The 26,296-nt window shown below is 38.1% G+C and carries 23 protein-coding genes and 3 pseudogenes; 19 read left to right on the top strand and 7 right to left on the bottom strand.

Annotation, left to right across the window (positions count from 1 at the left end; genetic code table 11):
* Position 1 precedes the first annotated feature (1 nt).
* The 9 genes from SMA_RS04920 (at position 2) to SMA_RS04960 (ending at position 9,348) form a co-directional block, all read left to right on the top strand.
* The gene (locus SMA_RS04920) at positions 2-2,788 is read left to right on the top strand and encodes a DEAD/DEAH box helicase family protein (RefSeq protein WP_014294511.1); all 2,787 of its coding nucleotides are present in this window, start codon (positions 2-4) and stop codon (positions 2,786-2,788) included.
* Complete coding sequence (locus tag SMA_RS11480) at positions 2,781-3,566, top strand: hypothetical protein (RefSeq protein WP_158309478.1); 786 nt, start codon at positions 2,781-2,783, stop codon at positions 3,564-3,566. Before SMA_RS04920 ends, SMA_RS11480 begins: the two co-directional genes overlap by 8 nt.
* A gap of 131 nt (positions 3,567-3,697) precedes the next feature.
* Positions 3,698-4,954, top strand: coding sequence for an ISL3 family transposase (locus SMA_RS04930; RefSeq protein ID WP_014294295.1), 1,257 nt, complete (start codon positions 3,698-3,700; stop codon positions 4,952-4,954).
* A gap of 242 nt (positions 4,955-5,196) precedes the next feature.
* Complete coding sequence (locus SMA_RS04935; protein ID WP_014294513.1) at positions 5,197-5,517, top strand: hypothetical protein; 321 nt, start codon at positions 5,197-5,199, stop codon at positions 5,515-5,517.
* Positions 5,514-6,587 carry a helicase HerA domain-containing protein gene (locus tag SMA_RS04940; protein ID WP_181878411.1) on the top strand — a complete coding sequence of 358 codons (1,074 nt, stop codon included), beginning with the start codon at positions 5,514-5,516 and terminating at the stop codon, positions 6,585-6,587. The genes SMA_RS04935 and SMA_RS04940 overlap by 4 nt, the downstream gene beginning before the upstream one ends.
* A gap of 1 nt (position 6,588) precedes the next feature.
* Entirely contained in the window at positions 6,589-7,176 is a 588-nt protein-coding gene (locus SMA_RS04945; RefSeq protein WP_014294515.1) for a hypothetical protein, read from the top strand.
* Between the two features lie 127 nt (positions 7,177-7,303).
* Complete coding sequence (locus tag SMA_RS04950) at positions 7,304-7,915, top strand: replication protein (protein WP_014294516.1); 612 nt, start codon at positions 7,304-7,306, stop codon at positions 7,913-7,915.
* A complete protein-coding gene (locus SMA_RS04955) occupies positions 7,908-8,114 on the top strand; it encodes a DUF3173 family protein (protein WP_014294517.1) in 207 nt (68 codons plus the stop codon). The genes SMA_RS04950 and SMA_RS04955 overlap by 8 nt, the downstream gene beginning before the upstream one ends.
* A gap of 1 nt (position 8,115) precedes the next feature.
* The gene (locus SMA_RS04960) at positions 8,116-9,348 is read left to right on the top strand and encodes a tyrosine-type recombinase/integrase (RefSeq protein WP_014294518.1); all 1,233 of its coding nucleotides are present in this window, start codon (positions 8,116-8,118) and stop codon (positions 9,346-9,348) included.
* 257 nt (positions 9,349-9,605) lie between these two features.
* On the opposite strand, the pseudogene SMA_RS04965 reads toward SMA_RS04960, so the two are convergent.
* A pseudogene (locus SMA_RS04965) lies at positions 9,606-10,448 on the bottom strand (IS110 family RNA-guided transposase); the annotation flags it as partial.
* A 46-nt stretch (positions 10,449-10,494) separates the two neighbouring features.
* Here SMA_RS04965 and SMA_RS12030 point away from each other — a divergent pair.
* The 6 genes from SMA_RS12030 (at position 10,495) to SMA_RS04990 (ending at position 18,802) form a co-directional block, all read left to right on the top strand.
* Complete coding sequence (locus SMA_RS12030) at positions 10,495-11,139, top strand: GbpC/Spa domain-containing protein (RefSeq protein WP_504739123.1); 645 nt, start codon at positions 10,495-10,497, stop codon at positions 11,137-11,139.
* A 54-nt stretch (positions 11,140-11,193) separates the two neighbouring features.
* Positions 11,194-11,721, top strand: coding sequence for an LPXTG cell wall anchor domain-containing protein (locus SMA_RS12035; protein WP_014294520.1), 528 nt, complete (start codon positions 11,194-11,196; stop codon positions 11,719-11,721).
* 89 nt (positions 11,722-11,810) lie between these two features.
* Positions 11,811-13,136 carry an MATE family efflux transporter gene (locus SMA_RS04975; RefSeq protein ID WP_014294521.1) on the top strand — a complete coding sequence of 442 codons (1,326 nt, stop codon included), beginning with the start codon at positions 11,811-11,813 and terminating at the stop codon, positions 13,134-13,136.
* A 532-nt stretch (positions 13,137-13,668) separates the two neighbouring features.
* Positions 13,669-15,264, top strand: a complete 1,596-nt coding sequence (locus SMA_RS04980; RefSeq protein WP_014294522.1) for a type I restriction-modification system subunit M — start codon at positions 13,669-13,671, stop codon at positions 15,262-15,264.
* A 1-nt stretch (position 15,265) separates the two neighbouring features.
* Positions 15,266-15,850, top strand: a complete 585-nt coding sequence (locus SMA_RS04985) for a restriction endonuclease subunit S (RefSeq protein ID WP_014294523.1) — start codon at positions 15,266-15,268, stop codon at positions 15,848-15,850.
* A gap of 6 nt (positions 15,851-15,856) precedes the next feature.
* Positions 15,857-18,802: a type I restriction endonuclease subunit R gene (locus tag SMA_RS04990; protein ID WP_014294524.1), complete on the top strand. Its 2,946-nt coding sequence runs from the start codon at positions 15,857-15,859 to the stop codon at positions 18,800-18,802.
* Positions 18,803-18,846: 44 nt separating this feature from the next.
* Here the strand turns inward: SMA_RS04990 and SMA_RS04995 are convergent, their stop codons facing one another.
* The 3 genes and pseudogenes from SMA_RS04995 to SMA_RS05000 all read right to left on the bottom strand — a co-directional run.
* The gene (locus tag SMA_RS04995; protein ID WP_196479525.1) at positions 18,847-19,773 is read right to left on the bottom strand and encodes a site-specific integrase; all 927 of its coding nucleotides are present in this window, start codon (positions 19,771-19,773) and stop codon (positions 18,847-18,849) included.
* Between the two features lie 62 nt (positions 19,774-19,835).
* A complete protein-coding gene (locus SMA_RS12380; protein WP_448169451.1) occupies positions 19,836-20,405 on the bottom strand; it encodes a restriction endonuclease subunit S in 570 nt (189 codons plus the stop codon).
* Positions 20,388-21,521, bottom strand: a pseudogene (locus tag SMA_RS05000) (restriction endonuclease subunit S); the annotation flags it as partial. The pseudogene SMA_RS05000 and the gene SMA_RS12380, both read right to left, overlap by 18 nt.
* 167 nt (positions 21,522-21,688) lie before the next feature.
* Here SMA_RS05000 and SMA_RS05005 point away from each other — a divergent pair.
* The gene (locus SMA_RS05005) at positions 21,689-22,387 is read left to right on the top strand and encodes a GntR family transcriptional regulator (RefSeq protein WP_014294527.1); all 699 of its coding nucleotides are present in this window, start codon (positions 21,689-21,691) and stop codon (positions 22,385-22,387) included.
* Positions 22,388-22,699: 312 nt separating this feature from the next.
* Here the strand turns inward: SMA_RS05005 and SMA_RS05010 are convergent, their stop codons facing one another.
* Complete coding sequence (locus SMA_RS05010) at positions 22,700-23,320, bottom strand: MurR/RpiR family transcriptional regulator (RefSeq protein ID WP_014294529.1); 621 nt, start codon at positions 23,318-23,320, stop codon at positions 22,700-22,702.
* On the opposite strand from SMA_RS05010, the gene SMA_RS05015 reads away from it, so the two are divergent.
* Complete coding sequence (locus SMA_RS05015) at positions 23,291-23,581, top strand: Gfo/Idh/MocA family oxidoreductase (RefSeq protein WP_039670785.1); 291 nt, start codon at positions 23,291-23,293, stop codon at positions 23,579-23,581. The two genes, SMA_RS05010 and SMA_RS05015, sit on opposite strands and share 30 nt — an antisense overlap.
* A 64-nt stretch (positions 23,582-23,645) precedes the next feature.
* Here SMA_RS05015 and SMA_RS05020 read toward each other — a convergent pair whose 3' ends face one another.
* Together SMA_RS05020 and SMA_RS05025 are read right to left on the bottom strand one after the other, a co-directional pair.
* Positions 23,646-23,903: a Txe/YoeB family addiction module toxin gene (locus SMA_RS05020; protein WP_014294530.1), complete on the bottom strand. Its 258-nt coding sequence runs from the start codon at positions 23,901-23,903 to the stop codon at positions 23,646-23,648.
* A pseudogene (locus tag SMA_RS05025) lies at positions 23,896-24,060 on the bottom strand (type II toxin-antitoxin system Phd/YefM family antitoxin); the annotation flags it as partial. The gene SMA_RS05020 and the pseudogene SMA_RS05025, both read right to left, overlap by 8 nt.
* A gap of 119 nt (positions 24,061-24,179) precedes the next feature.
* Between SMA_RS05025 and SMA_RS05030 the strand changes: the two are divergent.
* Entirely contained in the window at positions 24,180-24,512 is a 333-nt protein-coding gene (locus SMA_RS05030; RefSeq protein WP_009854181.1) for a putative DNA-binding protein, read from the top strand.
* Between the two features lie 70 nt (positions 24,513-24,582).
* Positions 24,583-26,148, top strand: coding sequence for a signal recognition particle protein (gene ffh / locus SMA_RS05035; protein WP_014294532.1), 1,566 nt, complete (start codon positions 24,583-24,585; stop codon positions 26,146-26,148).
* Positions 26,149-26,296: the final 148 nt, after the last annotated feature.

Consider the following 26,296-nt stretch of genomic DNA (forward strand, 5'->3'; position numbering starts at 1 on the left):
GATGGCAAAAGCAAAGAAAGTACCCGCAAACGCTCGTCAATTTCCCCTTGTGGATCAGGCTGAACAAGCAGAAAAAGACTTGTTCAGTCAGCACCAAGGTTATATCATTCCTGAGTATATCAACGCAAACTTAATTCATACTTTGCGTGCCTATCAGGATAAAGCTATCCGAAATTATCACTATACCCAAACACAGATTAAACCAAACCCTCAACACGTTTTATTTAACATGGCGACAGGTTCAGGGAAAACCGACTTGATGGCAGGGCTTATCCTCTACCTTTATCAAGAGCATGGCTATCGCAACTTCTTGTTTACCGTCAATACCAACTCAGTCTTGATGAAAACAAAGGACAACTTGGTCAACGAAAATAGTGAAAAATACCTGTTCCAAGACAAAATTGAAATCGACGGCAAGCATATTTTCATTAAGCAAGTCGAACGATTTCCTAGAGTCCAACAAGACAACACCATTTACATTAAGCTATCTTCGGTTCAAAAAGTATCGGATGACCTGTTTGTCTTGAAAGAAAATACCATGGGGCTTTCAGACTATGAAAACCAACCTGTTGCAGTCTTAGCGGATGAAGCACACCATTATTCCGCAAGCACCAAGTCAGAGAAGGAAGCTGAAAATACTTGGGAATCAGCCATTAACAAAATCTTGCGTGCCCGTGATGATAAGGAACAAAAAAATCTCCTCCTTGAATTTACGGCAACAGTCGATTTTGATAAAGAAGTCATATATAACAAGTATCGGGATAAGGTGGTCTACCGCTATCCGTTGAATCAATTCATGTTTGATGGCTATTCCAAGCAGGTTAAGCGAATTGAAACGTCCGCAAGCGACCAAGATAAAATGCTAAACGCGGTCTTGCTTTCGCAGTTTAGAAAATACCGTGCGTATTCTGAGGGAGTCACAGGCACATTTAAGCCAGTGATTATGTTCAAGTCCGCAAAAGTAGCGGTATCTCTGGAAGCCAACAAAGTTTTTAATGAGCTGATTCAAAACCTTAACGTTACGGATTTGCTCGCATTTATCAAACGCCAACAAGTCCTTGATAGCAATGATAGTTCAGCTTTGGAGTTAGCCTATAACTTCTACCTCAAAAATGAAGATGACCTTGCAAAAATCGTCCGTGAGATTAAGCAAGACTTTGACCCGAGAAACGTGTTAAATGCTAATGACACAAGCGGAAATATGCTTGAAAAGGGGCAGTATGAGGCACTCAACACGCTCGAAAGCCCAAACAACCTCTATCGTGTGGTTTTTGCGGTTGCAAAACTGACCGAGGGATGGGATGTTCTCAACCTCTATGATATTGTCCGTATTGAGCAGGAAGCTGCGACAAACAAAAATGCCACAATGGTTGAAGCGCAACTTATTGGGCGTGGTGCAAGGTATAATCCATTTGAATTGGACGGTGTGAAAAGCTATCAACGTAGATTTGATGGCGATAGTTCAAACAAGCAATTGTTCCTAGAAACGTTGCACTACCACACCATGAATGAGCCACAATACCTTAAACAGCTTGTAGGCTCATTGAAGCAAATGGACTTGCCAACGGGTCAGGATAAGAAAAATCCACCGGTTGAAATCAAGGTCAAGCCTGCTTTCAAAAAAACAGAAACCTATAAGACAGGAAAAATCTATTATAACGAAGCTGAGGATGTGGCAGATGATTGGTTTGATTCCATTCAGAAATACGGAATCACACACAAGACGGACATTCAAAGAAGTCTGAATTATGGTACTCGTGAAGTGTCTTATCAAGCAACAGTCGCATTGACTGAGACAAAACAAATTCACATTGACAGGTTTGACGACCGCTATATCAAGAAAGCCATCCAACGACTTGAGTTTTATCAATTTGACAACTTGAAAAAGTATCTGCCATTGCTTGAATCCATGAAAGATTTCATCTATGGGGAAAACTGGCTAAACGCAAGCAAGTTGAAACTTTTCCTGACCGTTCCAAAAGAATACAAGTCAACAGATATTACGGCAGACGAGATTTTGAAAGTCACCATTGACCTTTTGAAAGAGTACGAAGTCAAATTCAAGTCTGGCTATGTCAAGAAACGAGGCACAAGCAGGTTTGTTGGCTACCCAATTAGTGAGTATCTAACCAACTATAATAAGCGAGTACCTGAGTATGACACGGCAAACCTCTTGAATGAATCCACTCAAAAAGTTGCAGTTTACGATATGGCTGAGGACTTCTATGTCTATGACCGTGCTATCGTCAACAAGTTGGAATTTGACCTCATCACACGTATTCAAGCTCATGTGAATGAGCTAAGAGCCAAATATAACAAGGCAGTTTACTTGTTCCGCATGGACGAGAATATGCACCGTGAGTCAGCTAAGAGCGAAAAGCTCAAGCTCCATCAATATGGCTCACGGATCAATCGAGCTGGCGAAATTGTAGATATGCACTTGCAGGGCTTCCAACCCGACTTCATCTTGTTCCTTGAAGATAGTGCCTTTTACTTCCAAATATTTATTGAACCAAAAGGCATGAGTGGCGATAGATTCGTCAGCGAGCTATGGAAGCAGGACTTGTTGCTCTATATGACCGACCATCAAGCAGAGATGGAATTTGAAGATGGTGTCGATAACGTCAAGATTAGCGGTCTGAAATTCTTTACCGCAAAAGACGGACAAAACACAATCCCTGAATTGATGGCAATGTCTGGCGTAACCTATCAGAAACCTAATGAACAGATAGATTTATTGATGGTAGCAGACCCTTCTACTGATGTAATAATCGAGGAGGATGAGTGAAATGCCAAAGAAAAGTGTGAATTCACGACCCTATCTCAAAACTTGTGAGTTGATTTATCAATTGGCTTCACAAAGAATTGGCGAAAAATATTGTAAATGGGAAGCAGATAACCCAAAATATAATACCCAATCTCAGTTTTTTCCCGAGGACCGCAAGTTAATTGGTAGAGTACTAAACTGCATAAGGACAAAAAACAATCCGTACCTGATTACTCCAAAAATTCAGGAAGCAATCATAGAGAATCTCGATTTTACAGACGTAAATGAACTTTATTGGGGGGAAGATATTTCCGAGTATTTTCAACATTTTTTTACGACATTACTACTAGAAATTCAAGAATACAAAGATTACACCAAATTTTGGATGGGAATTCCGCTTTCTACTGAGTCCGAGATAACCAAGTTTTATTTAGAAAATCAGGTTCCTATTTTAGAAATCGATGAATCATATAACCAAGAATCTGAGGCATTGATTGACAAATTTATCAACTTCACTTTTAACAAAATTAGTTATTTCGAGTTTGAATCTGCCGAAAGACTTGGGTATTATCGTGAGGATGAGTTAGTGTATAGAATGAAGAGAAAGCCTAATAAACCTAAAATGGATGAAGAGATTGATGAGACAAAGGTGGATAAAAAGGCTAAAGAGTACAAAAATGAAATACTAACTTTTATCGAATTACCAAAGAAATTAGATGTTTTTGTTGAGAAAGTTTTTGTTCCATTCATTAGTTCAATTTGTCTAGATAAGCGATTAGAATCACATATCAAACGCTAAAAGTATAGGCTCTATAATTTCTGTAGTGGGTAAATCCACTGTAGAGATTATGGAGCCTTTTTTAGTGTAGAAAAAAAGTCCCATATGACCTATAATGAAAAGCGACTAAACTCATATTAGAAAGGGTTCATATGGAACAACTAAATCTTATCACAAATTTTCTCAGAATTAAAGACAAAAATATCACTATCACTGATGAATATAATATGGGGACTCACTTAGAACTCCACGGTCACTTGGACTACACAGCCCCTAAATGCCCAAAATGCAAGGGACAAATGGCTAAGTACGACTACCAGAAAACTTCTAAAATCCCCTACCTAGAAACTGCTGGCTACCCTTTGCTTATCCGTCTTCGAAAGCGTCGTTTCAAGTGTAAAGATTGCGGAAAAATGGCGGTAGCTGAAACTCCTCTTGTCAAGAAAAACCACCAAATCTCTGTCGCTGTTAACCAGAAGATCGCTCAATTACTCATCGAAAATCAAGCAATGCAACAGATTGCACACAGGCTATCTATCTCAACATCGTCAGTTATGAGAAAGCTCAATGAGTTCAAGTTTGAAACGGATTGGAATACCCTACCCGAGGTGATGAGCTGGGACGAGTATGCCTTCAAGAAGGGGAAAATGAGCTTCATCGCTCAAGATTTCGACTCCCTAAATGTCATCGCCATTCTCGACGGAAGAACCCAAGCAACCATCCGAAACCACTTTCTACGCTATCCTAGAAAGGTTAGAAATCGGGTCAAAGTGATTACCATGGATATGTTTAGTCCCTATTATCAACTTGCTAAACAGCTTTTTCCGAATGCAAAAATTGTACTCGATCGCTTTCATATCGTGCAACACCTTAGTCGTGCTATGAACCGTGTCCGTATTCAAATTATGAATCAATTCGACAGAAAATCCCAGGAATACCGAGCCTTGAAACGTTACTGGAAATTGATACAACAAGATAGCCGTAAACTCAGCGATAAACGATTTTATCGTCCTATGTTTCGAATGCATTTGACTAACAAGGAAATCCTAGAAAAACTCCTATCCTACTCAGATGAACTACGACAGCACTATGAACTCTATCAGCTTCTCTTATATCATTTCCAAGAGAAAAACTCAGATCATTTCTTTGACCTCATCGAACAGGAAATAGCCACTGTTAATCCTATTTTCCAGACGGTATTTAAGACATTTTTAAAGGATAAGGACAAGGTTTTAAACGCCATGGAATTGCCTTATTCCAACGCCAAACTGGAAGCTACCAATAATCTCATCAAAGTCATTAAGAGAAATGCCTTTGGTTTCAGGAACTTTGAAAACTTTAAAAAACGGATTTTGATTGCTTTGAACATAAAGAAAGAGAGAGCGAAGTTCGTCCTCTCTAGGTGTTAGCTTTTCATCTACCCACTACAGTTGACAAAGAGCCAAAGTATAGACTCTCACTATAAAGGTGGGGGTCTTTTTTGCGGAAACATTTTTTTACCACCCCACCCTTACACTTTGTGAGTGCTTTAATATCCTTATCAAGAACAGCAAATCTTGATGGTAGGCAGTCAGGTTGGTTGCAAACAATTCTGGCTTACTTGGGTGGCTAGTTGCTGATAGTCCACCTCTATCAAGGAGGAAAAAATCAAATGAAAAGAAAGATTTTGAATTCAGCAAACGCATATAGTGGTGCAACATCTGCGTTATACATTGACGAAAACAAGTCAATTATCAACGTTTCATCTGAAATCGAAAAACAATACAACTGGATTGATGGTAAGCGTACTGACGAAGTTGTTGGTTACAGAGCATACTTTGTCCAAGAAGGCGTTATCCCCTTCGTAGTGAAGTTTGAAAAAGAACCTACACTTCCACCGTTTCTCTCAGAAGTCAAATTGGATAATCTCGAAGCAATAGAAATCCGCACCAACGTGTACTTCCGAGCAACAGGGGTAAGAGTGGTTAAATGATGAAACAGTCAGAGCTTACAAAATACCTGCTCCAAGCTCTGAACATGGCATTGCAGATTTTAGGCGAGACATCCTACACCAATTCATTTGATGTAAAGGTATCGGATGAAGGATTTTTCTTCATCCCTCGCCTCCCTGCAAGTTATGTTGTGGATGACGAGTTGTATCAAAAAATATTCCAAATTGCTAATGCTGCTTTATATCCAAAATACACATTATTGAAGCAGACAGGAACTTACTTTGTTCCACTTAAAACGGATGACATCCACATCATGAGAGCTTTGTTCTTCCCTTGGAAAAAAGGTATTTCTCAAAGGTTGTTTGTTGCAGATATTGAAAGATTTGCGAAAGAATTGCCCTTAAATCAAGTGCCTATAATGGAAAATTTCACGATAAATTTGAATAAAGTTACAAGTATGGCAATTGCAGGGAACTCTGGTTCTGGGAAATCGTACTTGCTTACTTACTTGCTTTTCGTTTTGAAGCAAAGCTCGCACATTGTAATCATAGACCCGAAATTTGATTTGCCTAGTAGGTGGGGACGAGATAATGGGGTTAGCGTGATATTTCCAAGTGAAAATCGCAGTAAGTCTGATTTTATTTCGGCAGTGAATGAAGAACTTAGTCAATGCGTTGAGTTAATTCTGAAACGGCAACAAGTTCTGTATCGCAATCCTAAAGCCGATTTTGAACATTACACGATTGTGATAGATGAACTACTAGCTTTAAGTGACGGGGTGGCTAAACCAATCAAAGAAGCATTTTTCAGCTTACTTTCTCAGATTTCTCTTTTGGGCAGGGCGACTAAGTGTCATCTACTTCTTGTAAGCCAACGCTTTGATAATAATGCACTCCCAATTTCTGTTCGGGAACAGTTAAACGTCCTCGTACAAGTTGGAAATATCAATTCAAAGACAGCGCAATTCTTGTTTCCTGATTTAGACCTGACAGGAATTGTCATCCCCCAAGGAATCGGAACAGGCTTGATACAAGTAATAGATTCGGAGCATCCCTTTCAAATTGTGCCACTCCTAACACCAACATTTTTTGACAAGGAAGGAAATTATTAAAATGAAGAAGTCATTTTTTCTCAAAACATTCAAAATAAACGGCTACTTGTTGACGTTACTTGCAATGTTGGCAGTAGTTAATCTCCCGATAAGGTTTATCGTGAGTTTCTTGAAGTCCGAACCAAACCCGTCGCTAATTCAATACACCCAATTTCTGTATGAGTTGTTGTCGATAGGTCTAAAATGGCTAGATGGGGCAACGGAAATCACAGCATTGATACTGTTTCTACTCGTGCTACCTGAACTTATTTCAAGACTGACAAGAGATTCGTTAATTAACTGGGGAAAGTCGATTTGGCTGACTTATCGGCTTAGGAAGTTCTTACTGAGAAAAGTGCAATTTGATGATGAAAGTGATTCAACGGTCGCATTGCATAATAAGTCCATTAGAAGCGCAATCATAGACATTCGGGAAGACACCGTTGTATTTTTGATGAAGTTACCAAATGATTATCAGGCACAGAAGTCGGTAATTGATACGAGAAATATTCTTCGGGAAGAAATATCAAATCGTTTCCCATGCTATGTGTTCTCGAATTTTGACCGTTTCAATAATTGGCTACAACTTGAGGGAACAAACTTTCACTAAAGGAATAGCGGAGCTCTTGCTTGCCTCTGGCAAGAGGAAAGAAGCTCCGCTATAAAAAAGACGATTACCCCACGGGGTTACTACGACCCCCGTGGGATCAGTAATCAATAATCACACGGAGGTAACTATGGGTAAAAAAGAAGCACGTAGCAATAAATGGACGTTCATTGCATATGAAGAAAGCGCTCCAAAGAATCTCAAGTTAGCTTTGGAAGCATTGAAAGTTCCCTTTGCAGTCAGTCCGCTTCATGATAAAGACGTTAATATGGAAACGGGAGAGTTCAAAAAGCCACATTGGCATGGTGTGCTGTATTTTGATTCCCTTAAAAGCTACTCTCAGGTTTCTGAGTTAGTGAGTGAAAAGCTAAATGCTCCAAGTCACGTTGAGACTGTGATGTCTCCGAAAGGACTTTATGATTACTTCATCCATGCTGAAAATCCCGAAAAAACTTTGTATTCCAAAGATGATATTCAAAGCGGGTGTGGATTTGACCTAGATAAGTTTTTAAGTGAACAAGACAACAGTCAACTATGGAACGAAGCGATTGATGTAGTTGAACAAAATAACTTCACTGAGTTTGAAGAGCTTGTGACGTATGCGAGAAAAAATAATTCATTACTTCTAAAGTTGATAATCGATAAAACCTATTTTTTTGCAAAACTTCTGGATTCACGACGATACAAGCAAGATGAGATGAAAAATAATAGTCAAGTTAGAAAGAAGGATGATGATGTGTAAGACTTTAGTGGATAAGGAAATGCTTGTCAGGGCAGGATTTGCCCCTTACACTGCTTCATCAATACTTAGACAAGCCAAACATTTTATGGTACAACAAGGGTATGAGTTTTATGCGGGACGACGGGTTTCAGTTGCTCCCTTGCAGGCAGTAAAATCCGTTATCGGTGACGTGGAGTTGTCCGAAACGGAGGATGAATAATTTGCCAAAAACTAGCTACCAAGATGTCTATCAAGACAACAAAGGGCAATTCTATTATGAGGTAAGCTTAGGTACGGACAAAATCACTGGAAAACGTATCAAGCGCAAAGGTCGCAAGTCACAGTCAGGGAAGAAATTTGAGTCAGCCAAGGAAGCCTACACCGAAGCTATTCGGGTCAAAAATGATTTTCTTCAAACTCAAGGCTATTCAGATTATGGCATGACCTTTGAACAGTTCATGAATAACGTCTACATTCCGCACTACAAAACGGAAGTGACAGAGGACACGTTTGAATCACGGAATCCAACCTTGAAAATCTTGCATGCACGCTTCGGAAAGAAACCACTGCGGAAGATTACCTTGCATGATGTACAGTTTTTCAGGACGTGGCTTTTGGATAAGAATGGTGGAGCTTATGCCCAATCCTATGCTTCCATGGTCTTTGGTATGTTTAAGAAAATACTGGAATTTGCCGTTACCCTAAATTATCTTGATAAGAATATCGCCCAACAAGTAAAGCCCATTTCTAAAGGTAAAACGGATGTTGCTTACTGGACAAAAGATGAATTCGAAAAAGTTCTATCAAAAATCTATGTTGAGGATTTCTATGAACACCTATGCTTCATCATGTTGTGGGTTTACTACATGACGGGCATTCGAGTAAACGAGGGCACAGCGCTCTGGTGGAATGATGTGGATTTTGACAAGAAACAGCTTCGAGTTCATCACATGCTTGTCACTAAGAGCCGTAAAAACTATAAGCGGAAAAATCATACCAAAACAGCAGATGGAAAACGAGTGCTGACCTTGGATGATGATACACTTGAAGTTTTGAAAACTTGGAAGAAGCGACAATCACAGTATGGCGACATGGATTTCATTTTCTCTTACGATGGCTTACCTATGATTAAGTCAACTATCTCCCGAATTATTGCACGCTATGCCAAGTTGGCGGGTGTTCCTATAATTCAAGCAAAGGGGCTTAGGCATAGTCATGTGAGCTTTCTAATCAATGAAATCAATGCTTCTGTATTGATTGTTTCCAAACGGCTCGGGCACAGCTCTCCAGAAATCACGCTCAAGCATTATGCACACTTGTGGCGAGGGATTGATGATGGTGTCGCTGAATCTATGGCGGGGGTTATCACAATATCAACCGCACCAAATAAGCAATTCGCCTTCACGGGCAATCAAGCCGTGAAACAATTGTCTCCAGAACTGTCTCCAAAATAGTGGAGACACCTTACAAACGCAATAACAACGGGCTTTTCAAAGCCAAACCTACTCATTGAGTGGGAGTAGTACTAGATTTTTAGCGACGAAGTCGCAATAAAAATCTTTAGTACTACCTCTGCGATAGCTGTCTCAGAACAAGGAGCAAAAAGCGACGACGTGATGAGTTAACAGCGAACTGCTGAAGATAAAGAATGCAATCACTTAGAAATTCTGGCTCTTTGTCAACTGTAGTGGGTGGCAAAGTTAAGCTCTAGCCTAGCATAAGGGTTGCCACGTTTTGTGATGTGTTCTTGTGCTAAATAATTTCCGGCTTCGTAATGTCTTAAGTCAATACCAATAAAAGCGTTAATTTGATTGGTAGACTGAAAACGGCGGATGTCTCCCAATTTGCCAATGATGCTTGTGGCTATTGTCTCCGCAATACCAGGAATAGAAAGCAGTATCTCATATTCTGGTAAAGGCTGGGCTAGACTAACCATTTGCTCTAAGATCACTTGTCTACGTTCATCAAGTCTAAACAGTTCTTTTGCATAATATCTTACCTCTTCAAGGATTGGAGAGGTTTTCTTGACTGCTGGATAGGACTGATTGGCCAGTACAAGTAATTTATCAGCCAAAGATGTTAACCGCTTTTCAGAAATCCGTTTTGAAGTGGACTTTCTGATAGCCTTTAACAGTTCAGCTTCTGATAGCTCAAAGACCAACTCTTTGATTGGGAAGGTAATGATAAGATTCCAGTATTGTTCACCAGTTGGTTTTGAGAGGACTTGTTCCAACTCAGGGAAAGTCACTTGAAGGACTTTGTGAAGACGATTCTTCATACGAACGATGTCTTCTGTTAGATTTTGATAGAAGCGACTGAGGTCTCGCAAGTTTTGATAAGTCTCTTCTTGCACATAGCTTGACTTACGATTGAGGGTAAATTGAGATATCGCAAGCTTTTTCGCATCAATTTTATCCGTTTTACGTACTCTTAAGCTGTCCAATTACTTCTTAGCTTCTAGAGGATTTAGGCGAGTATAGGGGTAGCTATTATTGTCCAACAAAGCTTGAAGTCTACGAGAGTAGACACCTGTTGCTTCAAAGACGATTTCTGGATTTGCGGAGGATGGTTATTTAAGCGAAGCGGCAGGAGAATCTCCTATCTTCGAATCAGGCTCAGAACCCAATACCGTTGCAGAAGTTGATAACAATGCCACAGCAGTTGACCAAGCAACCGCACTCGCATGGGTAGAAGCTAATGGCGTCGAGTACAAAGACATCATTGCAAATGATATTATCAGCAATCCAAATTACATTAGTAGTGGGAGTTATTATTTCCTACAACAAGGAATTCCAACAGTAGTTACTTATAACAATCTTGAAAATACCTATTTCAATACAACAAAAGTTGCTAGTGTGGTATATACTTACACCCTAGAAAGCCCAGAATCTGGCGACCAAGTCTTGGTAAAATTCTTCAACGATCCAACAAACACTATTCATGTTATCAGCTTGAATCAAACAACGCATATTGGTATGGACGTGCAATTTTTAGATGAAAATGGCGAAGCTATTGACGTCTGTGGAGCTCTACTCTCGTTTGCCTCTCTTAATTCAGGTGCAGTTTATGATGACGAAAGTGAGTCTTATATTTTAAATTCTGATGAATACGTGACGAATTTTGATGGTGATTATATTGCTATTAATGGGTCTTCTGTAAGTTACAATGCTAGTAAAAATCGAGCTCACACCGCTACCAGCAACGAATCTCTTGAACAAGGCAGCCGATTTGAGCAGAATGAATAGGACGGTACGGAGTTATATGGTATGATGCCATTGTCGGCGTGGTTGGAGATGACGGTGAGATTCATTTTTCATTCGGTTCCAACAACCCTTCAACGCAATGGTCAATGGTTTGCTTTTAATTCAAGTATTAAGGCGTATAGCGTTCCCGTTCTAGAAACGGTTGAAGAACCAACTTTGCAAATTGTTAGTGTCAGTTATACTCCATATCAATATCAAGCTCCGACAAGTTCTTTAGATGATATTATCGTATCAGAAGAAAGTTTGGATGACCCAGAAACAACTGTTTTAAATCCGACTACGGATGATATTTCTGCTGATGTCGATGATGAGATTAATACTGACGACGAAGTAACTGCAGGCGATACGGCAGTTATCGTTCCGAGACAAGAAGCGATTGATAATGCTCTTGACCCAATCTATTCTGTCACGATTTCTGATGCCTACATCGCTGATACATTGCCAAAAACAGGAACAGAAAAACAATCACTCTTTGCTATTCTTCTTGGGACTTTATTGACAATGTCAGGACTTATCGGCATTCGTAAAAAAGCGGATAAATGGCTTAGAGCGTTTATGGTTTAATTGCCTAAAAAATTTGTGCAAATAGTCCATTGAATAAATGCAAACAATTGCCCTATAATGACATTAATATGAGTTATGGAGACAATAAGATGACAAAAACAGAGCACTTTTTTAGAGATTTGATGAAGATTGCAATCCCAGTAGCTTTGCAGACTATGCTACAATCTTCTTTTTCCGTGATAGACCAATTAATGGTAGGTCAGCTTGGCAAAACAGCTATTGCAGCCGTAGAAGTAGGCGGTAAGCCAGGATTTGTCTTTGCCTGTGTTAGCGGATCTATTGCCACTGTGGCTGGCATCATGGTTTCTCAGTATATGGGAAAAAATGACCAAAAGAAAATCAACACCAGTATGTCTGTTAATCTTCTGGTGATGATGATTTTAGCTGTTTTCACGATGAGTGTCTGCTTTTTCTTGCCGCACATGATTTCAGGGATATTTACCAAAGACACGACCGTGATTGCTAATGCTGCAGATTTTATTAAAATCTTAGCCTTGGTTTATCCTTTGTCTGGGATTTCTTCAATCCTAGCGGTGCAAATGAGATGTCATAATCATGCCGAATATCCGCTTTATATTAGTGCCGTGGCAGCAGTTGTCAATACCGTTTTGAATTATCTCTTGATTTTCGGACATTTTGGTTTTGCGCCAATGGGAGTTAAAGGGGCAGCCATAGCAAGTTTGATATCACAAATCGTCAATTTTCTCTTAATGATTTATTACTACCGTAAAATCTGTGCTTTCACAGTTGATTTACATATGGACAGCGTTGAAATTCGGCAATACGCTGATATGCTCTTACCAATTGTTATCAATGAATTTCTTTGGGCAATGGGACAAAATGTGAATACCTACATTTACGGGCATATGGGAACTAGTGAATTAGCAGGAATGTCATTGACAGGACCAATTCAAGGGTTATTTATCGGAGCTTTATCAGGACTTTCTCAAGCGGCAGGGATCCTTATCGGACGACGCCTTGGAAAACGTGATTACGACAAAGCCTACGAAGAATCCAAACAGCTGTGCCTCTACGGTTTGGTGGGCTCTTTGATATTATCGATTACCCTTATTGCCACCAAAGGCTTGTATATCGGACTTTACAATGTCGAAGCAGATGTTAGTCAAGTTGGCTCACAACTACTGGTAGTCTTTGCTATTCTAGCCCCAATTAAAGTGCAAAATATGATTTTAGGTGGTGGCATTATCCGAAGTGGCGGTAGAGCCAAATACATCATGATTATCAACATATTAGGCACTTGGCTTATCGGCATCCCCATCGGACTCTTCACAGGACTCGCCTTAAAACTACCAATCGTCTGGGTCTATTTCCTCCTATCACAAGAAGAACTCTTCAGACTAATTATCTCTATCATCATGTTCCGCAGCAAAAAATGGATGAATACTATAATATAAGGTGGAGGAAAAAGCTGTCATTACTAGAATGGTGGCTTTTTAAGTATGATATAGTAAAAATATTAGGGTAAGGGAGGATTTTTATGAAAATAGAAAAAGACAAAAATTTCGAAGAAGAAAGAAGTTATTTAATTAATGAAAGAATGTCGATGAAAACCTTATTTTAGAACTTGAAAAAGAAGCAATAAAAGAGGTTGAGAGGAAAGAACTAAATGACTGAACATGACTGAACAAGAGCAAGTAAAATAAATAGTTGAGAAATATAATAAAGGTCTTTCGAATTTATCAAACAATGCAAGCGCAAAAGAATTTAAAACCGTCATGAAGTACATCGCCGACCAAGCTAGTAAACGCCAACATCAACTAGTTGGATTGGAAGATAAAGATTAACTTCAATATCCTATCTAGTTTTATAGACAGCTAGATGGGGATTTTTTTATTCGAAGACTTAAAGATAACGGTTACCGCGCGTGTTGGAAAATGGTATAATATACTTGATACATTATTTTACACATTAGAAGGAATTATTTTTATGGCTGAGAGCAAAAATTTGTTACAGGTACTTTGGAGTGGAGCAGATGTTCTTCGTGGGAAAATGGACGCGAACGAATACAAGACTTACTTGCTAGGCCTTATTTTTTATAAATATTTATCAGATTCATATTTAGTAAGTGCATATGATCTTTTGAATGATGAAATGCCAGAAACTTTGGAAGAAGCGCAAGCCGCTTATGAAGAAGAAATGCAAGAAGATGATGCAGAGGAGTTTCTTAAAGAATTAAAAGAATCTCTTCACTACACGCTTGAACCACAAATGACTTATACAAGCATGCTAAAAGATGTGAAGCTCAATGCTTTTAATCGTGAAAAATTACAAGCAGCATTTAATCGTATTCACGAATCAGACGAACTTTTCAACGGTTTGTTTGCAGATGTTGATTTGTATTCAAATCGTCTTGGTACTGGGGACCAAAAACAAAGTGCAACAGTTGCTGAAGTTCTTCGAGTTTTAGAAGATGCTGATCTTATTCACGCCGAAGGTGACGTCCTTGGAAATGCTTATGAGTATTTGATTGGTCAATTTGCTTCTGAAACTGGTAAAAAAGCTGGTGAATTCTACACACCACATGGTCCAGCGCAGTTATTGACTCGCATTGCAATTATGGGACAAGAAGATAAGAGAGGATTGCAAGTTTATGACCCATGTATGGGTTCGGGGTCATTGCTTTTGAGTTGTAAAAATTATTCTAATGAGCCTGACTATATCAAATACTATGGTCAAGAACTCATGCCGTCAACTTACAATCTTGCTCGTATGAACATGTTCTTGCATAAAGTTCACCCTGAAAATCAAGTCTTACACAATGCTGATACGCTCGATGCAGATTGGCCAACAGATGTTGAAACTGGATTTGACATGGTTACCATGAACCCTCCATATTCAGCACATTGGTCTGCTGCAAAAGGTTTCCTACAAGATGAACGTTTTATGGATTATGGTGGAAAATTAGCGCCAAAATCAAAAGCAGACTATGCTTTCTTATTACACGGTTTTTACCACTTGAAACAAACTGGAACAATGGCTATCGTTCTTCCGCATGGTATTTTGTTCCGTGGTGCTGCTGAAAAGACTATTCGTGAAACACTTCTTAAAAATGGTTCTATCTATGCTGTTATTGGTTTGCCAGCAAACATGTTCTACAATACATCGATTCCAACATGTATTATCGTTTTGAAAAAACACCGTGAGGGTCGTGATGTTCTCTTTATTGACGCTTCAAAACAATTCGAAAAAGAGAAAAAACAAAACGTCATGAAAGATGAGCATATCGAGCATGTGCTTGACCTTTACAAAAATCGTGAAACAGTTGAAAAAGAAGCTTACCTTGCTTCATTTGATGATATTGCAGAAAATGACTTTAATCTTAATATCCCACGTTATGTTGACACAAGCGAAGAAGAAATTCCAGTTGATTTAAAAGCATTAACCAAAGAAATCGAGGAAACTAATAAAGCGATTGACGAAGCAAACGCTACTTTCCTTGATATGCTAGGCGATTTAACCTTTGCTGATAATGAGACTAAAGAATCAGTAGAAGCCTTTCTTAAAGTATTTGAGGAGATGTAGTATGGCTAATAAAGTACCAAAAATAAGGTTTAAAGGTTTTACTGATGATTGGGAACAGCGTAAGCTTGGAAATGTAGCAAAAATTACTATGGGTCAATCGCCTAACTCTGAAAACTATACAGAAAATCCGTCTGATTATATTCTCGTTCAAGGTAATGCAGATATGAAAGATGGCAGAGTGGTTCCTAGAGTTTGGACTACACAAGTAACAAAAACTGCTGATAAAGGTGATTTGATTTTGAGTGTTCGTGCACCAGTTGGAGATATTGGAAAAACTGATTATGACGTTGTTTTAGGTCGTGGAGTTGCAGCGATTAAAGGAAATGAATTTCTGTTTCAATCACTTGGAAGAATGAAGCAAAATGGCTACTGGACGAAATTAAGTACAGGATCAACTTTTGAAAGTATCAACTCAAATGATATTAAAGAAGCTCAAATTCTTTTACCAAGTCTTGAAGAACAACAAAAAATCGGTACCTTCTTCAAAACGTTAGATAACACTATCACTCTTCATCAACGTAAGTGTGAACAGTTAAAAGAATTGAAAAAATTCATGTTACAAAACATGTTTCCAAAGAAAGGATAAGAGATTATGGCAGAATTAGAATCAGTTTTAGAACAAAAACTGATTGATCAACTGTGTCATGGCGAGTCTCAGTGGACTTATCGTCCTGACATTAGAACAGAAGAAGAGCTTTGGGACAATTTTAGATATATTCTCGAGCAAAATAACAAAGCTAAATTAAACGATGGTCATCTAACTGATAGTGAGTTTGCTAAAATTAAAAATGATCTATCACACGCTTCTTTTTACGATGCAGGAAAATGGCTGGTTGGTGAAAATGGTCAAGTATATGTGCATGTTCAACGTGGTAATGAGACGCTCCACTTATTGGTTTTAAATAATGAGCATGTTGCAGGTGGTACAAGCGTCTATGAAGTTATTAATCAATATCAAACTTTTGGTGACGAAGATGATGCGCGTGATCGTCGTTTTGACGTGACTTTACTCATCAACGGAATTCCGATGATTCATATTGAATTAAAAAACAAAGATCATTCTTATATGGACGGATTCCATCAAATCAAGAAATACATTGCTGAAGGCAAGTTCCGTGGGCTCTTCTCAAATGTCCAAATGTTTGTTGTCAGCAACGGTGTTGATACTAAGTACTTCTCAGCTGCCAGAGACAACGAGTTAAACAAAAAATTCTTAACAGGTTGGATTGACAGTAAAAATCAACCAGTCCCTGACTTTCTCGACTTTGCAAAAGCAGTTTTAAGAATTCCAGAAGCACATGAAATGGTAACGAAGTATATCGTACTTGATAATGATAAGAAAAAACTTTTGGTTTTACGTCCATATCAAATTCACGCTATTGAAGCTATGCGTGATGCTTCAAAACATGGGAAATCTGGATTTATTTGGCATACGACAGGTTCTGGTAAGACAATGACGTCTTACAAAGCGACTCGTAATCTTTTGATGGATATCCCGTCAATTGAAAAGACAATTTTCTTAATTGACCGAAAAGACCTTGATTTGCAAACAAAATTAGCTTTTCAGTCGTACGCTGATAATGATACGATTGATGTTGATGACACAGAAAATGTCAATTCGCTGATTAAAAAGATGACTGATGGAAAACGTCAGATGATTGTAACCACGCGTCAAAAAATGCAAACGATGGTCAATAAGCGTTTGACAGAGGGGACGCCAGAGTATAACAAGATTCGTGCTTTAAAAGTTGCTTTTGTTGTCGATGAATGTCATAGGGCTGTAACACCACAGACTAAACGAGATATTGAAGCTTTCTTTGCTAACTCATTATGGTTTGGATTTACAGGTACACCAATCTTTGAAGCTAATAAATACGAGCAAAAAGGTGATTTAGCACAAACGACACAACAATTATACGGTAATTGCTTGCACAGCTATACTATCAAAGAAGCGATTCATGATGGGGCTGTCCTTGGTTTTATGGTCGAAACACTTGGTAAAAACGGGCTTACTCCAGAAGAAGAGGAGCGTACCTATGGCAAAGAAGCTCATATGCGTCAAGTTTTAGATGTTATTTTGAACAAATCTTTTGCCAAATTTGGTATGGAAAAAGGTAGAGGTGAGACCTATGAAGCTATGTTTACTGTAAGTTCGATTGAACAAGCTCAGAAATACTATGAATTGTTAAAATCAATTAAAGCTGGTAAGGATGAGCTAAAAATAAGTGATGACATTCGTCGTGCTTTACCTGATTTTCCAAAATTTGCGATTACTTATTCAGTTACTGAAAACGATGAAGCTTCTAAACTTAATCAAGATAAGATGAAAGAAGCTTTGGACGATTATAACGATATGTTTGGTACAAATTATAATCTGGCGGGTATCAATGCTTACAATGCTAATTTGAACGATCGCTTAGCACGTAAAGAGAAAAAATACTTAAATCGTAGTCAGCAACTTGATATTGTAATTGTTGTTGATAGACTTTTGACGGGATTTGATGCTCCTTGTTTGTCAACACTTTTCATTGATCGTCAACCGATGTCTCCTCAAAATTTGATTCAGGCTTTTTCACGTACTAATCGTCTTTTTGATACTAAAAAGCAATATGGCCAAATTGTAACTTTCCAATCTCCGCAAGCTTTCAAGGAAGCTATTGATTCAGCGCTAGCATTATATTCACGTGGTGGAGAAGGAAAACCTTTAGCAGAAGACTATGAAGCTGTTAAGGAAGAATTTGTTACTTCGTTAAAATCTGTCCGTAATCTAGCAGATACTCCTCAAGATGTTATTGGTTTATCTGAGAGTCAAAAGAAACAATTTATCTTTATCTTTAGAGATTTGGATCGCTCATTTAATCATCTAAAAGCATTTTCAACTTATGATCCACAAATTTTGAAAGATAATCATTTCTCACAAGAAGAATATGAAGATTATGCAGCGGTTTATAAAAATGTTTTAGCAGAACTAAAAGAAGATAAACCGGAAGACAAAGTAGACGATGAGCCAATCATAGATGATTATGAATTAGTCGCTTTTGATAAGATAAAAATTGACTATGACTATATCATCGATTTGATTAGTGGCTTTGTTGATTCTCTTGGTGATGTTGAGAGTGAAGCAGAATATAATAAAAAACTTAATGAAATAAGAGAAGTAATCGCAGCTTATTCTGAGGACAATCCAAAACTTGGTTCACTACTTGAAAGCATTCTTGAAGATATTGTAAACAATAATGAAAAATACGAAAATCAAGATGTATCAGTTATCATTAATCAAATGCGACAATCAGCAATTGATAAAGAAATTAGATTATTCTCTGAAAAGTGGTTTGTAGATTTCGAAGATGTTAAGTATGAAGCATATCATTTCAAAGATGGTAAACTAGCTAATGAAAGTAAATTAAAGGAAAAAGCTGATTATGCAGCTTACAAAGAAGCAACAGAAGAACCAGTCAAAAAATTTAAATTCTTTAGTGCGATGATTAAAGACTTTAAAGAAGACTTAATGCCTGAAATTGCGCCTTTATTTAATTAAGATAATAAGCCCTGAAGTAATATATATACTTCAAGGCTTATTTTTTACGAATTCAAGCTTGATAATGACCGCATGATAATATCAATATCTTTGCTTTCTAACTCGTTAATGATGTGGAGATATGTTTTTTGTGTTGTTGTCATGTTTGAGTGTCCTAGTCGTCTAGCCACACTTGCTATAGAAACGCCTGCAAAGAGTAGTAGTGAGGCATGTGTGTGGCGTAAACCATGGATAGAAATAATTGGAACACCAGCGTTTTTACAATGACGCGCCAGACGGTCATTGACGGTAGAGTTGTATACTTTTCCTTTGACAAAAATAGGTTTGTCTTCGGGTAAACTTTTTAAAAGCTCAGCAAATTGAATAACGGTTTGCCAGTCAATAGGAATTTTACGGATAGAAGACTCATTCTTTGTAGGAAGAAAGCCGCCATTTTCTTTATAGTTCCATGTTTTTGAGACAGAAAGTGTTTGTCGTGTTAAATCAAAATCTTTTGGAGTTAGAGCTAATGCTTCAGAAAAGCGCAATCCTGTTTTGGCAATAAGAAGAATGAGCCAATCCATATTAATCTCACTTTTTAAATCTAAGTCATCAAGAAGTTTATGGAGTTCATACTGATTGAGAAATTTAGGTTTCTTTTCACGTGGCTGTTTTCCTTTTATGATAGCTTTTCGAGTGGGATCTCGTGGAATAAGTCCCTCGTCTACCGCATCAAGAATCGCACATTTTAAATGATGATGAAAATCCATAGTTGTTTGTCTTTCGTGAACACTAGCGTACTGATTCAAAATTTTTTGATAAGAGATACGATCCAAATGTTGTATCTGCAGTTTGGGAACAAGTTTTTCCAGCCAACGGTAAGCCATATAGTATTTTTGCATAGTGATTGGTCGAATCGCCCCCTCTTTGTAAACCATAATCCATTGTTTGTAGTAGTCACAGAATAACATTTTTTCAGAATTGATTATCATTTCATCCATTTTTTTAAGCCTCCTGACAATAATGTATCACAATGCTTAAAAATTATGCTTTTTCAGAATGTAAATCGTACAAAATCCTTACGCTGATGAAGAGTGATAGTGTTATCTAACGTTTTGAAGAAGGTACCGATTTTTTGTTGTTCTTCAAGACTTGGTAAAAGAATTTGAGCTTCTTTAATATCATTTGAGTTGATACTTTCAAAAGTTGATCCTGTACTTAATTTCGTCCAGTAGCCATTTTGCTTCATTCTTCCAAGTGATTGAAACAGAAATTCATTTCCTTTAATCGCTGCAACTCCACGACCTAAAACAACGTCATAATCAGTTTTTCCAATATCTCCAACTGGTGCACGAACACTCAAAATCAAATCACCTTTATCAGCAGTTTTTGTTACTTGTGTAGTCCAAACTCTAGGAACCACTCTGCCATCTTTCATATCTGCATTACCTTGAACGAGAATATAATCAGACGGATTTTCTGTATAGTTTTCAGAGTTAGGCGATTGACCCATAGTAATTTTTGCTACATTTCCAAGCTTACGCTGTTCCCAAGCGTCAGTAAATCCTGGAAAACGAATTTCTGGATTTTTTTCACCTTTTTTCGGAAACATTTTTTGAAGCATGAATTTTTTGAGCTCTTTTGTCTGCTCACACCTACGCTGATGAAGAGTGATAGTGTTATCTAACGTTTTGAAGAAGGTACCGATTTTTTGTTGTTCTTCAAGACTTGGTAAAAGAATTTGAGCTTCTTTAATATCATTTGAGTTGATACTTTCAAAAGTTGATCCTGTACTTAATTTCGTCCAGTAGCCATTTTGCTTCATTCTTCCAAGTGATTGAAACAGAAATTCATTTCCTTTAATCGCTGCAACTCCACGACCTAAAACAACGTCATAATCAGTTTTTCCAATATCTCCAACTGGTGCACGAACACTCAAAATCAAATCACCTTTATCAGCAGTTTTTGTTACTTGTGTAGTCCAAACTCTAGGAACCACTCTGCCATCTTTCATATCTGCATTACCTTGAACGAGAATATAATCAGACGGATTTTCTGTATAGTTTTCAGAGTTAGGCGATTGACCCATAGTAATTTTTGCTACATTTCCAAGCTTACGCTGTTCCCAAGCGTCAGTAAATCCTGGAAAACGAATTTCTGGATTTTTTTCACCTTTTTTCGGAAACATTTTTTGAAGCATGAATTTTTTGAGCTCTTTTGTCTGCTCACACCTACGCTGATGAAGAGTGATAGTGTTATCTAACGTTTTGAAGAAGGTACCGATTTTTTGTTGTTCTTCAAGACTTGGTAAAAGAATTTGAGCTTCTTTAATATCATTTGAGTTGATACTTTCAAAAGTTGATCCTGTACTTAATTTCGTCCAGTAGCCATTTTGCTTCATTCTTCCAAGTGATTGAAACAGAAATTCATTTCCTTTAATCGCTGCAACTCCACGACCTAAAACAACGTCATAATCAGTTTTTCCAATATCTCCAACTGGTGCACGAACACTCAAAATCAAATCACCTTTATCAGCAGTTTTTGTTACTTGTGTAGTCCAAACTCTAGGAACCACTCTGCCATCTTTCATATCTGCATTACCTTGAACGAGAATATAATCAGACGGATTTTCTGTATAGTTTTCAGAGTTAGGCGATTGACCCATAGTAATTTTTGCTACATTTCCAAGCTTACGCTGTTCCCAAGCGTGATTATCTCCTTCCCCAATTCTTTCAGCGATAGCTAATTTTCTCCAAACTCACAAAAAAATCAAACAAGCATTATTCTCTCAAAATCTTTTATACAGCTCCGCCATTTTCCAAAAGAAATAATACCGTGACTAAAAACTTCCTTGATTTTATGCTAAAATAGAGCTAAGTTATTTAGAACAGAACGGGAGTAGTGGTTATGGTTCCAGCGTATATTAGAATTCATGATGCGTTAAAGAAAAAGATTGACGATGGTTTTTGGGAGATTGGTCAGCGTTTGCCGAGTGAGCGTGATTTGGCGGATGACTACGAGGTGAGTCGTATGACGCTTCGTCAGGCGATTACGCTTTTGGTCGAAGAGGGCATTTTGGAGCGCCGTGTGGGTAGCGGGACTTATGTGGCTAGCCACCGTGTGCAAGAAAAAATGCGTGGGACAACCAGTTTTACCGAAATTGTGCGTTCACAGGGGAAAACGCCGTCGTCACAATTGATTTCTTATCAGCGAAAGCTTGCTAATGAAACGGAAATCCAGCAATTACAACTAAAAGCGACAGATACCGTGGTGCGTATGGAGCGCGTGCGTTTTGCAGATAACGTTCCTTTGGTTTTTGAAGTGGCATCAATTCCAGAAAAGCTCATTCAGTCTTTCAATCAAGAGGACATCACAGAGCATTTCTTCCAAACATTAACAGATAATGGTTATGAAATTGGCAAGAGTCAGCAAACGATTTATGCCAAAAATGCAAGTGAGCGCGTGGCGAATTATCTTAAAGTGCCTAAAAATCATGCGGTGCTGGCATTGACACAGGTATCCTATTTCACAGACGGACGACCATTTGAATACGTTCACAGCCAATACGTCGGCGACCGTTTTGAATTTTATTTGGAGAATAATTAAGGAACAAAAGATGACAATATGTTAGAAAAATTGACTGTTCAGGAATTTGACGATGATAAGTTGGTGATAAATAACGTTGAAATTGCTGGGTGGATTGATGACGATAAGTGCCAATTTTGCAAGGCTCAAAGGTGTTATTTTGAATGCTTTGATGCTTATTTCTGCCCATACTGCAATCGTTGACTAGAGTCTCGCTGCGGTGACTCAAACTGCGGATTCTGCAAGAATAGACCTCATTTTCCAAATAAACTTTGGCAAAAAAGCTAAAAAATCAAGCTGAACACGTTGTTCAGCTTTTTCTTATACTCACAATCACTGCAAGTCTTTCTTGGCTAAGTTTTCGATGGCATTTTTTTGCCTTTGGTTGGTAAAGTAATTTGAGGTGTAGAGCAGGCTATAAAGGCAATTTAAAATGTAATGCATGGCGGTTTGTGAATAGTAACCACCTGCTTTGTTAACGATACTCTCTTTAGCAGGAAAAGTGATGTTTAAGTCAATCTTATCTTTAAAAACTTTGGAAGAAATCAGAATCGTCTTTCCATGACGGGTTTTGATAAGTTCCAATTCTTGAGCGTAGGCATTCAAGATATTGCCAGAATAAGATAAAAACAGAATCACATCATCTTTGTTTGAATGATAAATCACAGCGATACTGTCATGAAATTGATTGACCATGATTGCTTGAATGCCAAGTTTTACAAACATATTTGAAAAAGACAAGCCAACCAAATAAGAATCTCCTGTCGCAAAAATGTAAACACGCTTAGCCTTGGCAATTTGCTGCGCAGCTTTGGCGACTAAGTCTTGTGACACCGAAGCATAGCAAATATCGATAGCTTCTTTAGAAATACTGGCAACGTTTTTGAAGATATTCGCCGTATTTTCGCTTATGGTCGCAAGGGCATGTTTGTTAAATACGAAAAAGACCGCCAAGAAGCGGATCTCAAGAAATTCTATTTGCCAGACAATGACGACTTTGGTTTGGATAAACCAGAAAATTTTGGCACATTAACGTATTACGATGACAATGGGCATTACCATGAAGAGGTAATAGGGACAGTCGCAGGAGATAACGGTCGCTTTTACGACGCCTTGTATGAAACCCTCATCACTCACAAACCAATTTTGGTAACAGAGGAACAAACCATTCTCCAAATGCACATACTAGAAGAAGCCACAAAAGATTTGAAATGACAAAACTCATGATTCGCTTTTTCATTTCTAGGCTCATGAAAAAACTGTCCACTGGACAGTTTTTTTAATAATGGTCTTTGCAAGAATAAAAGTAAATAGTAGTCTCATCAACACTGTAAATTAAACGATGTTCATCGGTTATGCGTCGTGACCACTTGCCAGATAAATCGTGTTTAAGTGGTTCAGGTTTACCAATGCCAGTAAAAGGAGTGTGGTCAATCTCCTTGATTAGGCGATTATTTTTTTTAATTGTCGCTTTATTTCCTTGACTATACCAATACATGTAGTCGTTACACGCATCGTCAGACCATGCTTTAATCATCATCTACCTCGAGCAATTTATGTGTCTGAAAATTAGCTGCTTTGAATTGTTCATCGCCGCGTTTAATTTTATTCATTAGGTAGTTGTTAGACATAATGCGAAATGTTTCTTGCATGCTATCATAGTCACGTTTTGAAAGGACTACGACAGTATCATCTTTAGCTAAATAAAGCAAGAAAAATCATTCTTACTATTATTTTTATCGAAAATGAGGTATCATGATTTTTAACCATTTCTGACTATTAAATTCAGCTAAATTATGGTAAAATAAAGGGTATGGAAATTGAAAAAACCAATCGTATGAATGCTCTTTTTGAGTTCTATGCTGCTTTGTTAACGGACAAGCAGATGAATTATATTGAACTATATTATGCAGATGATTATAGTTTGGCAGAAATTGCTGAAGAATTCGGTGTGAGCCGTCAAGCAGTCTATGATAACATTAAACGAACAGAGAAAATCTTAGAAGCTTACGAGATGAAGTTGCACATGTATTCAGACTATATTGTTCGTAGCCAAATTTTTGATGATATTTTAGAAAAATATCCTGATGATAAATTTTTGAAAGAGAAAATTTCCGTTTTGAGTAGTATTGATAATCGTGATTAATCCGTATTATTCATCAAACAGAAGAATATTTGTAAAATTATAGAGATACTTAGGTAGGAGAAAAGATACTATGGCTTTTGAAAGTTTGACAGAACGCCTGCAAGGGGTGTTTAAAAATATTCGTGGAAAGAAGAAGTTATCTGAAAAAGACGTCCAAGAAGTCACAAAAGAAATTCGTCTGGCTTTGCTTGAAGCTGACGTTGCTCTGCCAGTTGTTAAGACTTTCATTAAGCGCGTGCGTGAACGTGCAGTTGGTCATGAAATCATTGATACACTTGACCCAACACAACAAATCGTTAAGATTGTTAACGAAGAATTGACTGAAATTCTTGGTTCTGAAACAGCTGAACTTGAAAAATCACCTAAAATTCCAACAATCATTATGATGGTCGGTCTCCAAGGTGCTGGTAAAACAACATTTGCAGGGAAATTAGCTAACAAGCTGATTAAAGATGAAAATGCACGTCCGTTGATGATTGCTGCCGATATTTACCGCCCAGCGGCTATTGACCAATTAAAAACACTTGGTAGTCAAATCAATGTGCCAGTTTTTGACATGGGAACCGACCACTCAGCCGTTGAAATCGTGACAAATGGTTTGGCACAAGCCAAAGAAAATCACAACGATTACGTTATCATTGATACGGCTGGTCGTTTGCAAATTGACGAAAAACTCATGGAAGAACTCCGTGATGTTAAGGCTTTAGCAAATCCAAATGAAATTCTTTTGGTTGTTGATAGCATGATTGGTCAAGAAGCTGCCAATGTCGCTGACGAATTCAACAAACAATTGGATGTCACAGGGGTTGTTTTAACTAAGATTGACGGTGATACACGTGGTGGTGCTGCGCTTTCAATCCGTGAAATTACTGGTAAACCAATCAAATTTACTGGTACTGGTGAAAAAATTACGGACATTGAAACCTTCCACCCAGACCGCATGTCTAGCCGTATCCTTGGCATGGGTGATTTGCTGACATTGATTGAAAAAGCCAGCCAAGAATATGACGAGAAAAAATCATTGGAACTCGCAGAAAAAATGCGGGAAAACACCTTTGATTTCAACGATTTTATCGACCAATTAGATCAAGTTCAAAACATGGGACCAATGGAAGATTTGCTTAAAATGATTCCTGGTATGGCAAACAACCCAGCGCTTAAAAACTTTAAAGTTGATGAAAAAGCTGTCGCTCGTAAACGCGCTATCGTGTCATCAATGACACCAGAAGAACGTGAAAATCCTGAATTGCTCAATCCAAGTCGCCGTCGCCGTATTGCAGCTGGTTCAGGAAATAGCTTTGTTGAGGTTAATAAATTCATCAAAGATTTCAACCAAGCAAAACAAATGATGCAAGGTGTTATGTCTGGTGATATGGAAAAAGCAATGAAGCAAATGGGAATAAACCCAAATAATCTCCCTAAAAATATGCCAAACGGTATGGATATGTCATCACTTGAAGACATAATGGGCGGTAATAGTATGCCAGACCTTTCAGCACTTGGTGGCGGAGATATGGATCTTAGCCAAATGATGGGTGGCGGTCTAAAAGGGAAAGTCGGCGAATTTGCGATGAAGCAATCAATGAAACGCATGGCAAATAAAATGAAAAAAGCGAAGAAAAAACGCCGTAAATAAGGTTAGATAAAAAAACGAAGCTGAGACAAAAATCTAGCTTCGTTTTTATTGTACGACGGGCATGTCGTACATCTGAGGTGTAAGTCCTCTGGGACACCCGCTACCGGTGAACCCTATAGCGACTCTGCATCCTGACCATCGTGAGGTG

Origin of the sequence: Streptococcus macedonicus ACA-DC 198 (assembly GCA_000283635.1) — a bacterium.
In the GTDB taxonomy this organism is placed as follows: domain Bacteria; phylum Bacillota; class Bacilli; order Lactobacillales; family Streptococcaceae; genus Streptococcus; species Streptococcus macedonicus.

What these genes read in the sequence shown, in the direction of transcription:
- SMA_RS04920 (WP_014294511.1), top strand. Translation starts at nt 2, where the DNA reads ATGGCAAAAGCAAAGAAAGTACCCGCAAACGCTCGTCAATTTCCCCTT.
- SMA_RS11480 (WP_158309478.1), top strand. Translation starts at nt 2,781, where the DNA reads ATGAGTGAAATGCCAAAGAAAAGTGTGAATTCACGACCCTATCTCAAA.
- SMA_RS04930 (WP_014294295.1), top strand. Translation starts at nt 3,698, where the DNA reads ATGGAACAACTAAATCTTATCACAAATTTTCTCAGAATTAAAGACAAA.
- SMA_RS04935 (WP_014294513.1), top strand. Translation starts at nt 5,197, where the DNA reads ATGAAAAGAAAGATTTTGAATTCAGCAAACGCATATAGTGGTGCAACA.
- SMA_RS04940 (WP_181878411.1), top strand. Translation starts at nt 5,514, where the DNA reads ATGATGAAACAGTCAGAGCTTACAAAATACCTGCTCCAAGCTCTGAAC.
- SMA_RS04945 (WP_014294515.1), top strand. Translation starts at nt 6,589, where the DNA reads ATGAAGAAGTCATTTTTTCTCAAAACATTCAAAATAAACGGCTACTTG.
- SMA_RS04950 (WP_014294516.1), top strand. Translation starts at nt 7,304, where the DNA reads ATGGGTAAAAAAGAAGCACGTAGCAATAAATGGACGTTCATTGCATAT.
- SMA_RS04955 (WP_014294517.1), top strand. Translation starts at nt 7,908, where the DNA reads ATGTGTAAGACTTTAGTGGATAAGGAAATGCTTGTCAGGGCAGGATTT.
- SMA_RS04975 (WP_014294521.1), top strand. Translation starts at nt 11,811, where the DNA reads ATGACAAAAACAGAGCACTTTTTTAGAGATTTGATGAAGATTGCAATC.
- SMA_RS04980 (WP_014294522.1), top strand. Translation starts at nt 13,669, where the DNA reads ATGGCTGAGAGCAAAAATTTGTTACAGGTACTTTGGAGTGGAGCAGAT.
- SMA_RS04985 (WP_014294523.1), top strand. Translation starts at nt 15,266, where the DNA reads ATGGCTAATAAAGTACCAAAAATAAGGTTTAAAGGTTTTACTGATGAT.
- SMA_RS04990 (WP_014294524.1), top strand. Translation starts at nt 15,857, where the DNA reads ATGGCAGAATTAGAATCAGTTTTAGAACAAAAACTGATTGATCAACTG.
- SMA_RS04995 (WP_196479525.1), bottom strand. Translation starts at nt 19,773, where the DNA reads ATGATAATCAATTCTGAAAAAATGTTATTCTGTGACTACTACAAACAA.
- SMA_RS12380 (WP_448169451.1), bottom strand. Translation starts at nt 20,405, where the DNA reads ATGCTTCAAAAAATGTTTCCGAAAAAAGGTGAAAAAAATCCAGAAATT.
- SMA_RS05005 (WP_014294527.1), top strand. Translation starts at nt 21,689, where the DNA reads ATGGTTCCAGCGTATATTAGAATTCATGATGCGTTAAAGAAAAAGATT.
- SMA_RS05015 (WP_039670785.1), top strand. Translation starts at nt 23,291, where the DNA reads ATGTTTGTTAAATACGAAAAAGACCGCCAAGAAGCGGATCTCAAGAAA.
- SMA_RS05020 (WP_014294530.1), bottom strand. Translation starts at nt 23,903, where the DNA reads ATGATTAAAGCATGGTCTGACGATGCGTGTAACGACTACATGTATTGG.
- SMA_RS05030 (WP_009854181.1), top strand. Translation starts at nt 24,180, where the DNA reads ATGGAAATTGAAAAAACCAATCGTATGAATGCTCTTTTTGAGTTCTAT.
- ffh (WP_014294532.1), top strand. Translation starts at nt 24,583, where the DNA reads ATGGCTTTTGAAAGTTTGACAGAACGCCTGCAAGGGGTGTTTAAAAAT.